This window comes from Haemophilus sputorum HK 2154 (genome assembly GCF_000287615.1).
GTDB lineage: Bacteria > Pseudomonadota > Gammaproteobacteria > Enterobacterales > Pasteurellaceae > Haemophilus_A > Haemophilus_A sputorum.
Window position 1 is genome coordinate 332,855 of sequence record NZ_ALJP01000009.1, and the last position, 12,547, is coordinate 345,401.

Annotated in this window: 14 protein-coding genes; 8 read left to right on the forward strand and 6 right to left on the reverse strand. The window is 38.9% G+C overall.

All coding sequences use genetic code 11. The annotated features are described in order from the left end of the window. Positions 1-28: 28 nt before the first annotated feature. The gene (locus HMPREF1128_RS04025; RefSeq protein ID WP_029495019.1) at positions 29-691 is read left to right on the forward strand and encodes an NAD(P)H-dependent oxidoreductase; all 663 of its coding nucleotides are present in this window, start codon (positions 29-31) and stop codon (positions 689-691) included. A 27-nt stretch (positions 692-718) separates the two neighbouring features. Here HMPREF1128_RS04025 and HMPREF1128_RS04030 read toward each other — a convergent pair whose 3' ends face one another. The 4 genes from HMPREF1128_RS04030 to HMPREF1128_RS10415 all read right to left on the reverse strand — a co-directional run bounded on the left by HMPREF1128_RS04030 (position 719) and on the right by HMPREF1128_RS10415 (position 2,853). Further along, positions 719-937: a sulfurtransferase TusA family protein gene (locus tag HMPREF1128_RS04030; protein WP_007524754.1), complete on the reverse strand. Its 219-nt coding sequence runs from the start codon at positions 935-937 to the stop codon at positions 719-721. Continuing rightward, positions 937-1,449: a hemerythrin domain-containing protein gene (locus HMPREF1128_RS04035; protein WP_007524493.1), complete on the reverse strand. Its 513-nt coding sequence runs from the start codon at positions 1,447-1,449 to the stop codon at positions 937-939. The genes HMPREF1128_RS04030 and HMPREF1128_RS04035 overlap by 1 nt, the downstream gene beginning before the upstream one ends. 47 nt (positions 1,450-1,496) lie before the next feature. Then, positions 1,497-2,636: a tRNA guanosine(34) transglycosylase Tgt gene (gene tgt / locus HMPREF1128_RS04040; RefSeq protein WP_007524841.1), complete on the reverse strand. Its 1,140-nt coding sequence runs from the start codon at positions 2,634-2,636 to the stop codon at positions 1,497-1,499. A gap of 82 nt (positions 2,637-2,718) precedes the next feature. Further along, positions 2,719-2,853, reverse strand: a complete 135-nt coding sequence (locus tag HMPREF1128_RS10415; protein ID WP_007524027.1) for a lipoprotein — start codon at positions 2,851-2,853, stop codon at positions 2,719-2,721. 100 nt (positions 2,854-2,953) lie between these two features. On the opposite strand from HMPREF1128_RS10415, the gene HMPREF1128_RS04045 reads away from it, so the two are divergent. From HMPREF1128_RS04045 to HMPREF1128_RS04075, 7 genes are all read left to right on the forward strand, one after another. Further along, a complete protein-coding gene (locus HMPREF1128_RS04045; RefSeq protein WP_007525272.1) occupies positions 2,954-3,526 on the forward strand; it encodes a DUF1439 domain-containing protein in 573 nt (190 codons plus the stop codon). A 94-nt stretch (positions 3,527-3,620) separates the two neighbouring features. After that, on the forward strand, positions 3,621-4,361 hold the full coding sequence (can, locus tag HMPREF1128_RS04050; protein ID WP_007525484.1) for a carbonate dehydratase: 741 nt from the start codon (positions 3,621-3,623) through the stop codon (positions 4,359-4,361). 311 nt (positions 4,362-4,672) lie between these two features. After that, a complete protein-coding gene (locus tag HMPREF1128_RS04055; RefSeq protein ID WP_007524967.1) occupies positions 4,673-6,397 on the forward strand; it encodes an acetolactate synthase 3 large subunit in 1,725 nt (574 codons plus the stop codon). Then, positions 6,390-6,881 carry an acetolactate synthase small subunit gene (gene ilvN, locus HMPREF1128_RS04060; protein ID WP_007524449.1) on the forward strand — a complete coding sequence of 164 codons (492 nt, stop codon included), beginning with the start codon at positions 6,390-6,392 and terminating at the stop codon, positions 6,879-6,881. Before HMPREF1128_RS04055 ends, ilvN begins: the two co-directional genes overlap by 8 nt. Positions 6,882-7,109: 228 nt before the next feature. Continuing rightward, positions 7,110-8,108, forward strand: coding sequence for an iron ABC transporter substrate-binding protein (locus tag HMPREF1128_RS04065; RefSeq protein ID WP_007525017.1), 999 nt, complete (start codon positions 7,110-7,112; stop codon positions 8,106-8,108). A gap of 84 nt (positions 8,109-8,192) precedes the next feature. Continuing rightward, positions 8,193-9,713 carry an ABC transporter permease gene (locus tag HMPREF1128_RS04070; protein ID WP_007524839.1) on the forward strand — a complete coding sequence of 507 codons (1,521 nt, stop codon included), beginning with the start codon at positions 8,193-8,195 and terminating at the stop codon, positions 9,711-9,713. 12 nt (positions 9,714-9,725) lie between these two features. Further along, a complete protein-coding gene (locus HMPREF1128_RS04075; protein ID WP_007525349.1) occupies positions 9,726-10,781 on the forward strand; it encodes an ABC transporter ATP-binding protein in 1,056 nt (351 codons plus the stop codon). Positions 10,782-10,871: 90 nt separating this feature from the next. Here HMPREF1128_RS04075 and HMPREF1128_RS04080 read toward each other — a convergent pair whose 3' ends face one another. Together HMPREF1128_RS04080 and HMPREF1128_RS04085 are read right to left on the reverse strand one after the other, a co-directional pair. Continuing rightward, the gene (locus HMPREF1128_RS04080) at positions 10,872-11,645 is read right to left on the reverse strand and encodes a Zn-ribbon-containing protein (RefSeq protein ID WP_007524270.1); all 774 of its coding nucleotides are present in this window, start codon (positions 11,643-11,645) and stop codon (positions 10,872-10,874) included. Continuing rightward, a complete protein-coding gene (locus HMPREF1128_RS04085; protein ID WP_029495020.1) occupies positions 11,626-12,546 on the reverse strand; it encodes a cation diffusion facilitator family transporter in 921 nt (306 codons plus the stop codon). The genes HMPREF1128_RS04080 and HMPREF1128_RS04085 overlap by 20 nt, the downstream gene beginning before the upstream one ends. Position 12,547: the final 1 nt, after the last annotated feature.

Below are 12,547 nucleotides of genomic sequence, written 5' to 3' on the forward strand. Positions count from 1 at the left end.
CGTTCATTGATATTTCATTTGTGAGGAAATTATGTCAATTGAGAAACAACAAGTTTTAGATGCTTTTCATTTTCGTAGTGCTTGTCGATACTACGATGCGAATAAAAAAATTAGTCGTGAAGATATGGAATATATCTTAGAGTTAGGGCGACTTTCACCAAGCTCAGTGGGTTCTGAACCTTGGCAATTTTTAGTGCTACAAAATGAAGCAATTCGTGAAAAAATTGCACCTGTAACTTGGGGAATCAAGCATCCAATGAATGAAATGAGTCATTTAGTGGTGCTTTTAGCCAAGAAAAATGCGCGTTATGATAGTGCTTTTTTTCGCAATTCGCTTGAACGTCGTGGTTTAACACCAGAGCAAATTGAAGCAACTTTAAGTCGCTACAAGACTTTCCAAACCGAAGATATTCAAATCACTGATAGTGAAAGAACCTTATTTGATTGGTGCAGCAAGCAAACCTATATCGCACTAGCGAATATGATGACTGGTGCAGCAATGATTGGAATTGATTCTTGTCCAATTGAAGGTTTTCATTATGAATCCGTCAATCGTATTTTAAGCGAAGCAGGTTTATTTGATGCCAATGAATGGGGCGTTTCTTGTATGGTAACTTTCGGTTATCGTTCGAAAGAAATTAAGAAGAAATATCGCAAACCAGCTGATGAAGTGATTAAGTGGATTGAGTAAACGTAATAAGACCGCCTACAAGCGGTCTTATTTTTTGATTAATATGCAAATTTCATCTTCATAATTTTGCACATCAACTATTTGATATTGTTCTGCTTCACAAAGCAGGCGAATATCGTCTAACTGGCTTGTATGATTTAAGTGAATCTTTAGGCTATCGCCACTAGCAAGCTTTATCAATGCCTTTTGGGTCATCAATAAAGGTAACGGGCAAAGATATGCCCGTAAATCAAGTTCATATTCCATTATAATTTGCGACGTGCCGCCATAATTTTGCCCATTTCAGATAAAGTTTCTGAATCTAAGCATTCTCTGCCCATTTCAAATAATGGCTCTTCAATCGCAATATGCACATCATAGCCTGCAATAAACTGTTGAATTAGCGTTTCATCAATTTGATCTTGCTTACCGGCTAATAAATCTTCTAATGCTTGTGCTAATAATGCCCAGTTATGATGCAATGTATGATGTTGTTTTTCTAGCTCATCAATTGCTGTTTGTGCTTCAGGCTTTTTACTTGCCAAAATAGGGAAAAAATCCTGTTCTTCATCTTCATGATGAAGTGGTGCTGAGCGATTAAAATAATTTAGAATTTGCTGAACATCATTTTTCACCGCTTGATTCACACCATTTTCTGCTAAATATGCTGGCAAAATTTGTAACTGTTTGCAAAAGCGTTTTACTTTGCTATGGCAAGCATAAAGCATTTCAATGGGTTCTGCCCAAGTCGCAAATTGTTGAGGTTGAAGCTGTTGCATAGTTTCTCCTTTATAAAATAGGCGCACTGAATGCGCCTGATTTTCTATTATGCTTTTTGCATTGGTGGCACTTCTTTACCAATTTTGGCATAGAATTCCACAACAAAGTCGTTAAAACGATCTTCTTCGATTGCTTGGCGAATTTGTGCCATTAAACGTTGATAATAACGTAAGTTGTGAATGGTATTAAGTCTTGCACCTAAAATTTCACCACATTTATCTAAATGATATAAATAAGCTTTGGTGTAGTTTTTACAAGTATAACAATCACATTCTGGATCTAATGTACTGGTGTCATTTTTATATTTCGCATTACGGATTTTCACCACGCCATCGCTAACAAATAAATGACCGTTACGCGCATTACGCGTCGGCATTACACAGTCAAACATATCAATACCACGGCGCACACCTTCGACTAAATCTTCTGGTTTGCCCACACCCATTAAGTAACGGGGTTTATCTTGTGGCAATAACGGCGTAGTAAATTCTAAAATGCGGTGCATTTCTTCTTTCGGTTCACCCACGGCTAAGCCGCCAACCGCATAGCCATCAAAACCAATATTGACTAAGCCTTCTACTGAAACTTTACGTAATTCTTCAAAGGTTCCGCCTTGAACAATACCAAATAATGCTCTTGGATTTTCCAATTCATCAAAGCGATCACGGCTACGTTTTGCCCAACGAAGTGACATTTCCATCGATTTTTTCGCATAATCAAAAGTCGCCGGATATGGTGTACATTCATCGAAAATCATTACGATATCAGAACCTAAATCGTATTGAATTTCCATAGATTTCTCTGGCGAAAGGAAGATCTTCTCACCACTGATTGGGTTTTGGAACGTCACGCCTTCTTCTTTAATTTTGCGTAATTTACCCAAACTGAATACTTGGAAGCCACCACTATCGGTTAAAATCGGGCCATGCCATTGCATAAAATCATGCAAGTCACCGTGCATTTTCATCACTTCTTGCCCTGGTCTAAGCCATAAATGGAAGGTATTGCCTAATAAAATTTGAGCACCTGTTGCTGCCACCTCTTCGGGTGTCATCCCTTTAACGGTACCGTAAGTTCCCACAGGCATAAATGCTGGGGTTTCCACTACATATTCGCCCTTTGGACGAGAAAAAATTAAACGACCACGGCGCGCATTGCCATTGGTTTTCTTAAGTTCGTACTTCATAAAATCCTCTTATAGATAAACAGTCTATATACAAGCGGTCAAATTCCGCCAAAATGTTGCAATGTTGCAAAATATCAATGCATTAGAAGTTAATACCAGAACCAATGCCTACACCTACACCAACGCCATTAGAGCCACCACCAGCACTAATACCACCGCCGAAAGAACAGGCTGAAACGCTCAGCATCACAACTAATGCTAATAAGATTTTTTTCATTTATTATTTCCTTTCACAGAACTAAATTGCTATATTAGCTATCAAAAGTACAACATTTTACAGATTTTTTTGATTGAACACTAACTGAAAGAGGCTTTTCATGAAACTTTTACATAAATTGACTGCCGTCTCATTAACGGTAGGTTTTGCCTCAATGGTTTTTGCCAGTCCATTAAGCATTAGTGAACAAGAAATTAACCATTATTTGCATAATCACTTGGCAGAAAAAGTGCCATTACAAAATAATGTTGGCGTGCCGGGTTTATTTGAACTTGACTATAATTTACACGATCTGATTACTCGCATTGGGCGAACTGATGAAAAGAAAGTGGAAATCCAAGGCATTGTAGACGGCATTTTAACGGCTAAAGGCAAAAAACATAATGCGCAGGTTAAACTAAATTTAGATACCAAACCTTATTATGATGCCGAAAAAGGTGCATTGTTTTTACAAGATGTTCGTTTGTTAAGTTGGTCTGCTACGCCAGAAAAATATCAGGAAAAATTAGCGATGTTTATGCCGGTGTTAATGGATGGATTAACGGAAGTGCTAAACAGCACGCCAGTTTACACGCTGGATGAAACGAAAAGTAAAGAAGCGTTAGTGAAAAAATTTGGAAAAGCGATCATCGTGGAAAAAGGCGAATTACGACTAGAAACATCTGTGTTTTAAGCCTCTTTTCCATTCTTTTACAAGCGGTGGAATTTGCAATCTTTTTTGCAAATACCACCGTTCTTTATTCCAACGAATATAACATGGAGATATTATGTTAGATATTGCACAACTGTTCGCCAATAATCACGCTTGGGCAACCAAGATGAAAGATGAACAGTCAAATTATTTTAAAGAACTTGCTGAACACCAAAAACCGACCTACCTTTGGATTGGTTGTTCAGATAGCCGTGTTCCCGCAGAAAAACTGACTGGATTAGGCCCAGGTGAGCTATTTGTTCATCGTAATGTAGCCAATCTTGTGATCCATACTGATCTTAACTGTTTATCTGTTGTTCAATATGCGGTGGACGTGTTAGACATTAAGCACATCATCATCTGTGGCCACACTAATTGTGGCGGCATTAAAGCCGCAATGGGAACCGTTGAAGATTATGGGCTTATCAGTAACTGGTTATTACATATTCGCGATCTTTGGTTTAAGCACAGCCATCTACTTGGCAAACTTTCTTCGGAACAACGCGCGGATATGCTGACCCGCTTAAACGTGGCAGAACAAGTATATAATCTTGGTCGTTCATCGATTGTTAAAGCCGCTTGGGAGCGCGGAAAATCACTTTCTATTCATGGATGGGTTTATGATGTGCAAGATGGTTTCTTAAACGATCAAGGCGTAATCGCAACTAGCCGTGAAACATTAGAAATTACTTATCGTAATGCAATTGCCAAACTGACAACAGAAATCGATGCCCTTGTTGAACAGAGCACGCAAGAAAAAGCAGAATTAGCGGAAGCAGAACGCATTAAACAAGGATTAGAAAACTTCGTTGATTAACTTCTAACCAAGCTTGAGATTTTCTTTATAAAAAGTGTGATCTAAATCACACTTTTTATATTTTTTATCCTCTCTCCTTAAAAAAATTAAATTCTGTTCATTTTATAAAATCCCGATAATTTATCTAAAAATGGCATTATTATTCATTTTAATTTTATTTAAATCTGATTTTTCTATTTATTTGAGATTAAATATTGAAAAACACCATTTTTAGGTATCTAGACAATCTTTTTCATTTTTTGCAGAATGCTCTTACCAACACTGCTAATTCAAAAGCAGGATTATCAAACACAACATCTCAGGAGTATTCAATGAAAAAACTTTCTGGTGCAGAAATGGTCGTACAATCGCTTAAAGACGAAGGCGTAGAATACGTTTTCGGCTATCCAGGCGGTGCAGTATTAGATATCTATGATGCGATTCATACGCTAGATAACATTAACCACGTTTTAGTTCGCCATGAGCAAGCCGCCATCCATATGGCTGATGGCTATGCCCGTTCAACTGGTAAAGTCGGTTGCGCATTAGTGACATCTGGCCCTGGTGCAACCAATGCGATTACTGGTATTGCTACGGCTTATGCGGACTCCATCCCATTAGTTATTTTAACAGGACAAGTACCTTCAAATTTAATTGGTACAGATGCTTTCCAAGAGTGCGATATGTTAGGTATTTCTCGCCCTGTGGTAAAACACAGCTTTATGATTAAAGATCCGCAAGAGATTCCAAACATCATCAAAAAAGCATTCTATATTGCTTCAACCGGACGCCCTGGTCCTGTGTTAATTGATATTCCAAAAGATATGGTTAACCCAGCGAATAAATTCACTTACGAATATCCTAAATCAGTTTCCCTTCGCTCTTACAACCCAACGGTTCAAGGGCATAAAGGTCAAATTAAAAAAGCATTAAAAGCATTATTAGTCGCGAAGAAACCAGTACTTTATATTGGTGGTGGGGTAATTTATGCAAATTGTGCTGCGGAATTAACCGATTTTGCGAAAAAACTCAATTTACCGGTAACCAGTTCATTGATGGGGTTAGGCGCATTCCCTGCTTCTGATAACCAATTCTTAGGTATGCTTGGCATGCACGGTACTTATGAAGCCAATAACGCGATGCATGAAAGTGATTTAATTTTAGGGATTGGCGTACGTTTCGATGATCGTACAACAAATAATTTAAGCAAATACTGCCCTAATGCGAAAATCATTCACGTTGATATTGACCCTGCTTCAATTTCTAAAACCGTGCCAGCCTATATTCCAATTGTAGGTTCTGCTAAAAATGTATTAGATGAACTTCTTTCTCTTTTAGAAGATGAAAATCTTGCAAAAAGCCAAGCAGATTTGACCGCTTGGTGGGAACAAATTAAAGAATGGAAAGCGAAAGAATGCTTAAACTTCGAGAAAAGCGATAGCGTGATCAAACCACAAGCGGTTGTACGCTTAATTCATAAGCTAACAAAAGGCGATGCTTATATCGTATCTGATGTAGGGCAACACCAAATGTTTGCTGCACTACACTACGGTTTTGATAAACCTCGTCGTTGGATTAACTCGGGCGGTGCCGGCACAATGGGCTTTGGTTTACCGGCTGCTATTGGAACAAAATTTGCCCACCCTGATGCAACCGTGGTTTGTATTACGGGAGATGGTTCAATTCAAATGAACATCCAAGAGCTTTCAACGGTTAAACAATACGATACTCCAGTTGTGATTGTTAGCCTTAACAACCGCTTCTTAGGCATGGTAAAACAGTGGCAAGATTTGATCTATTCTGGTCGCCATTCGCAAGTTTATATGAACTCGTTACCAGATTTCGCAAAACTTGCTGAAGCTTATGGCCACGTTGGCATTACCATTGACCACCCAAGTGAGCTAGAAGAAAAATTAACCCAAGCTTTTGCCATTAAAGATAAATTAGTGTTTGTTGATGTAAAAGTGGATGAAACTGAACACGTTTACCCAATGCAAGTGCGTGGCGGGGCTATGAATGAAATGATTTTAACTAAACCGGAGAAAAAAGATGCGTAGAACACTATCCGTATTACTTGAAAACGAATCTGGGGCATTATCACGCGTCGTCGGGCTTTTTTCTCAACGCGCATTTAATATCGAAAGCCTAACCGTAGCGCCGACAGATGACCCAACGCTTTCACGCATGACCATCGTAGCAAAAGGCGACGAAGGCATTTTAGAGCAAATTGAAAAACAACTACATAAGTTAATTGATGTATTTAAAGTCAGCAATTTAAGTCAAACTGAGCATGTTGAGCGTGAAATCATGTTATTAAAAGTTCGGGCAACTGGCTCTTCTCGCGATGAATTGAAACGGATGGTGGATATTTTCCGTGGACAAATCGTAGATATCACGCCGAAGCTATACACGATTCAGCTTTCTGGCTCGAGTGAAAAATTAAATGCTTTCATTGAAACTATTAAACAAGAAACTTCTGTGGAAGAGATCGTAAGATCGGGGGTTATTAGCCTCTCTCGTGGCGAAAAAAACATTTTGTAATCTTCGTTAAAAATTAGACCGCTTGTTCTACCAAGCGGTCTTTTTTTATCCATAAAATGTTTCTGAACTATCGATGAATCTTTACGTAATCTATCGAATCATTCTAAGCGATTGACAAAATGATATTTTTTGATAATTATTTGCATTATCTCTTTTAAATATATTAGAATGAGACAATTTGTATTTTCAGAAAATGGGCGATTTGCCCAATAACATAAAGGAGTTTTCATGAAAATTAAACATTTCAAAATTGCAGCCCTTACCGGCTTAATGGCATTTGCAGGATTCGCTTCTGCAGATATTACCGTTTACAACGGCCAACACAAAGAAGGTTCTCAAGCTGTTGCTGATGCATTTACAAAAGCAACAGGTATTAAAGTGACCTTAAACAGTGCAAAAAGCGATCAACTTGCTGGCCAATTAAAAGAAGAGGGTGATAAAACCCCTGCTGACGTATTCTTTTCTGAACAAACTTCGCCTTTTGCAACGTTATCTGATGCTGGTCTTTTAGAGCCACTTTCAGATGCAACAATCAAACAAACTGCACATAATGGCGTGCCTGTTGCACCTAAAAAAGACTGGGTTGCATTAAGCGGTCGTTCTCGTGTTGTGGTTTACGATCACACTAAATTATCTGAAAAAGACATGGAAAAATCCGTGTTAGATTATGCAACACCAAAATGGAAAGATAAAATTGGTTACGTTCCAACTTCAGGTGCATTCTTAGAGCAAGTTGTTGCGATTACCAAATTAAAAGGTAAAGATGCCGCTCTTAAATGGTTAAAAGGCTTAAAAGAAAACGGTAAACTTTATGCGAAAAACAGCGTTGCTCTTCAAGCGGTTGAAAATGGTGAAGTACCAGCAGCGTTAATCAACAACTATTACTGGTATTCACTTGCAAAAGAAAAAGGTGCTGATAACCTCAAAACACGTCTTTACTTCATTCGTCATCAAGATCCAGGTGCATTAGTGACCTATTCTGGTGCAGCGGTATTAAAAGGTTCTAAAAATAAAGAAGAAGCGAAAAAATTCGTTGATTTCTTAGCAAGTAAAGAAGGACAACAAGCGTTTGTTTCAGTACGTGCAGAATACCCACTTCGTACCGATGTGGTTTCTCCATTTAACATGGAACCTTATGCGAAATTAGAAGCGCCTGTTGTTTCGGCAACCACTGCTGAAGACAAGGAAAACGCAAATAAACTTATTGAAGAAGCTGGTTTGAAATAAGTTTAATTTGCTATGCAATATAGGGCGTGTAATACACGCCCTTCTGTTATTTACTCTACACTAATATTTTCAAAGGATTCTTTTGTGTCTAATCGCCCACCTCGCTGGCTTATAGCCTTAATCGTGCTGATTAGTTTGCCATTATTATTACCTTTTTTATATGTTATTGAGCGTGCTGCAGATGTTGGATTAGCTCGCAGCATTGAATTACTTTGGCGCCCAAGAATGTGGGAATTGCTCAGTAATACCCTACTTTTAATGGTATTTGTGACGCTTTTCGCCATTATTCTCGGCACGTTATGTGCATTTTTATTAGAACGTTATCGCTTTTGGGGAAAAGGTTTTTTCCAAGTTGCGATGACACTCCCTCTTTGTATTCCGGCTTTTGTTAGCTGTTTTACGTGGATCAGTCTCACCTTCAGAGTGGAAGGCTTGTGGGGAACCATAGGCATTATGACGCTGAGTTCTTTCCCGCTTGCTTATCTCCCTGTCGCGGCGACCTTAAAAAGACTCGACCGCTCTTTAGAAGAAGTGAGCCTTTCATTGGCTAAAAGCCATGCTTACACATTTTGGCATGCGATTTTTCCGCAACTCAAACCCGCGATTGGTAGTAGCGTATTATTAATTGCGCTTCATATGTTGGTAGAGTTTGGTGCGGTTTCTATTTTAAATTATCAAACCTTCACTACAGCAATTTTCCAAGAATATGAAATGGCCTTTAATAACAACACTGCCGCCTTACTCTCTGGCGTGTTAATGGTCATTTGTATCCTTGTTGTGATGGGTGAAGTTCGTTTTAGAGGCACACAAACGCTCTATCAAAGCGGCAAAGGTGTAATACGTCCGTATCCGTTGAAAACGCTCTCAGCAGGAAAACAAATTTTAGTCGTGAGCTTTTTCACGACCATTTTTGTGCTCAGTATTGGTGTGCCGATTACTATGCTGATTTATTGGCTAACCGTGGGAAGTTCCATTGAAAATGCGGTCGATTTTGGGGAATTTTTTACCGCCTTCACAAATTCACTGACTATATCAACACTGGGGGCAACACTTACCGTTATTTGTGCACTACCATTGGTATGGGCTGCGGTACGCTATCGCAGTAAATTGACGATTTGGCTTGATCGAATCCCTTATCTACTTCACGCTGTACCAGGGCTTGTTATCGCATTATCGTTGGTCTTCTTTACCATCAACTATGCGTATTCGCTTTATCAAACCTTTGCCATGGTTGTCGTCGCCTACTTTATGCTTTATCTTCCCATGGCACAAACGACCTTACGAGGATCGCTTGAACAGATGTCTGATAACATCGAAAAGGTGGGGCAAAGCTTAGGCCGTAGTAACTTTTATATTTTCCGTACCTTAGTTATTCCAGCTATGTTACCTGGAATTGCTGCTGCGTTTGCTTTAGTTTTTTTAAACTTAATGAAAGAGCTCACCGCAACCCTATTACTGACCCCAAATGACATTAAAACGCTTTCAACCGCAGTGTGGGAATATACCTCTGATGCGCAATATGCGGCAGCCACGCCTTATGCCATTATGTTAGTGCTATTTTCTGGGATTCCTGTATTTTTACTGAAACGATACGGTTTTAAATAACGAAAAGATAAAATGACAACATTACTCGATATTAAAAATTTGAATAAATCCTTTAATGGACAACAGGTTTTACACAATATCTCGCTACAATTAGAGAAAGGTGAAATCCTATTTCTTCTTGGTGCATCTGGTTGTGGGAAAACCACCTTATTGCGTAGCATTGCTGGTTTTGAACAACCAACAAGCGGTGAGATTTGGTTAAAAAATCAACCTATTTTTAACGACAATATCAATGTGCCAACCCAACAGCGCAAATTAGGTTATGTGGTACAAGAAGGTGTGTTATTCCCCCATTTAAATGTTTACCGCAACATTGCTTATGGCTTAGGAGATGGCAAAGGAAAAACAGAGGCGGAAAAACAACGCATACAGGAAGTGATGAAACTCACCGGCATTAGTGACTTAGCTGACCGTTTTCCTCATCAGCTTTCAGGCGGGCAACAACAGCGTGTGGCACTTGCTCGAGCTCTCGCACCAAGCCCAGAATTAATCCTGTTTGATGAGCCATTCAGTGCATTAGATGAGCATCTGAGAAATCAAATTCGTTACGATATGTTACAAGTATTAAGAGAAAGTGGTTCCTCTGCCGTATTCGTGACCCATGATCGTGATGAAGCACTATGCCATGCGGACAAAATCGCAGTGATTCAAGAAGGAAAAATTCTCCAAATTGCGACACCTAAAACGCTGTATTGGTCACCTCAGTATTTGTCTATTGCCAAATTTATTGGGGAAAGCATTATTCTTCCTGCAACATTAAAAAGCGATGGCATCGCAACCTGTCAATTAGGTGAAATTGCCGTCGAAAATAAAGGAAATGGTCATACGCAAGGGAAGGTTTTATTCCGCCCTGAGCAATTCTCTCTTGCAAAAAAAATCCAAGATCCGACCGCTTCTTTTCAAGGTGAGATTAAACGGATTGAATCGAGAGGACGCGCCATTAATCTTTGTATTGATGTAGGCGGTTATGAATTTAATCTTAATGAAGATCTGATCAGCGAATACTATACGGGCGAACAAATCACCCTGTATTTATATGGGAAAGGCGTGTTCTATCATGATGAATAATCACTAGAGTAACGAGACTAAAAAATAAACCCAGCAACCATAAAAAGTACTGGGTTTATTTTCTATCTATCGAAATGATTTTGTACGGTTTTATAAAATTTCCCAACTTAAATTTGAGACTAATCGACAAGTATCGCATTTAAAATGGAGAATTTCAGCTATTGATTCAACTAATTTCCATGTACTCCCACAACTTGGACATTTTCGTTCGTGCTCTACCTTCGTATCTTTCCCTAATCGATAGAGATAATAATAAACCGCTGTTTGATTAACTTCTTCAATAGCTTTTGCTAAACGACGTCCAGTTTGAGTTAATACACTATCTACATGACTAATCTCTGCTAATGCCTGCGCTTCTAATACATGACCGTTCATTTGCAGTTGATCGCAGGCCTGCCAATCTTCTTGCCATTTCACTAGCGCTTCACTTAATTCAGGCGATTCCTTTAATATACGATAAAGCGGTACAGGTTTAAGCGCCTGTGTTTTCTCATCAAAAGTTTTAATAGGAGAACAGCTATCCAGATGTGTTGTATAGAGAATCAGCATATCTTGGTTTATAAAACTTGCGGTTTCATCTGCTTGATAATCTTGCCCAATAATCTCAAACGATTCAAAATAAACACCATATTCTTCTGCCTCTTGTTGAACGAGAACTACCCACTCACTATTCCATTTGGGCAAAAGACTTTCTTGTTCAGGCAAAGAAAGGCGTGCTTGAAAGTGGTCTTGATGAAATGTCACCCCAAATTCTCGCCCGATAATCTGTCCATTATTCCGCCACTGTTCAATAATTCGGCTAATTAACGTAACTGGATCTTGCTCAAAATGCTGATAGGAAAAATTAGCGATAGCTTGGTACATGGTGTTTAATTTGCCCTGTGATAAGTTCATGCTGAACAATAGAAGTTGGCTCTTGATGAATAATGATTTCCGTCTTAGGAAAAACCGCTAGAATCTCTTTTTCTAGCTGCTCTGTTATCTCATGCGCCTCTAAAAGCGTTAGATTGTCACGTAACTCTAAATGCAATTGAATAAAATGAGTTGCCCCTACTTGTCGCGTAAGTAAATCATGTATGCCGATAATTTGTGGGTTATGTGATGCCATTTGAAGAATCTGTTGAACCTCTTCATCTGGCAATGCGCGATCTAATAATACCTGCACGGCTTCCCAAAACATCTTGAATGCATTAAAAGCAATATAGAAGGCAATTCCTATTGCAAATACGGCATCAGCATAAATAAAGCCAAATAAGTTTAAAATCATCGCGACAAGAATCGCCGCATTCATCAATAAGTCTGTTTGATAATGCAACGAATCTGCCTCAATAGCTGGACTTTTTGTGAGTTTTACCACTCGTTTTTGATAGATGACCAACAATGCAGTCAATACAATAGAAATGATACTGACAATAACACCAAGCTCTGCTTCAATTAAATGAGGAGCTGTAAGCTTATGAATCCCTTGCAATAACAAAAATGTTGCAGAACCGGCAATAAATGCGCTCTGCGCGATAGCTGCAAGAGATTCGGCTTTCCCATGCCCAAAAGCATGATTTTCATCAGCAGGCTGTAATGCAAAACGTAGCACAATAACATTGGTAATAGAAGCAAAGAGATCCACAACTGAATCGGTCATCGCCGCTAAAATAGAAATTGAACCGGTTTTCCACCAAGCAATCGCTTTGATAACTATCAATAAGGCTGCTACAGCAATCGCTAAATTAGCAGCCCGTTTTACTAATTGAGAGTAATTTGTAGACATC

Excerpts from the sequence above, each read along its gene's own strand:
- can (WP_007525484.1), top strand. The coding sequence starts at position 3,621 with ATGTTAGATATTGCACAACTGTTCGCCAATAATCACGCTTGGGCAACC.
- tgt (WP_007524841.1), bottom strand. The coding sequence starts at position 2,636 with ATGAAGTACGAACTTAAGAAAACCAATGGCAATGCGCGCCGTGGTCGT.
- HMPREF1128_RS04045 (WP_007525272.1), top strand. The coding sequence starts at position 2,954 with ATGAAACTTTTACATAAATTGACTGCCGTCTCATTAACGGTAGGTTTT.
- HMPREF1128_RS04030 (WP_007524754.1), bottom strand. The coding sequence starts at position 937 with ATGGAATATGAACTTGATTTACGGGCATATCTTTGCCCGTTACCTTTA.
- HMPREF1128_RS04065 (WP_007525017.1), top strand. The coding sequence starts at position 7,110 with ATGAAAATTAAACATTTCAAAATTGCAGCCCTTACCGGCTTAATGGCA.
- HMPREF1128_RS04055 (WP_007524967.1), top strand. The coding sequence starts at position 4,673 with ATGAAAAAACTTTCTGGTGCAGAAATGGTCGTACAATCGCTTAAAGAC.
- HMPREF1128_RS04080 (WP_007524270.1), bottom strand. The coding sequence starts at position 11,645 with ATGTACCAAGCTATCGCTAATTTTTCCTATCAGCATTTTGAGCAAGAT.
- HMPREF1128_RS04035 (WP_007524493.1), bottom strand. The coding sequence starts at position 1,449 with ATGCAACAGCTTCAACCTCAACAATTTGCGACTTGGGCAGAACCCATT.
- ilvN (WP_007524449.1), top strand. The coding sequence starts at position 6,390 with ATGCGTAGAACACTATCCGTATTACTTGAAAACGAATCTGGGGCATTA.
- HMPREF1128_RS04085 (WP_029495020.1), bottom strand. The coding sequence starts at position 12,546 with ATGTCTACAAATTACTCTCAATTAGTAAAACGGGCTGCTAATTTAGCG.
- HMPREF1128_RS10415 (WP_007524027.1), bottom strand. The coding sequence starts at position 2,853 with ATGAAAAAAATCTTATTAGCATTAGTTGTGATGCTGAGCGTTTCAGCC.
- HMPREF1128_RS04075 (WP_007525349.1), top strand. The coding sequence starts at position 9,726 with ATGACAACATTACTCGATATTAAAAATTTGAATAAATCCTTTAATGGA.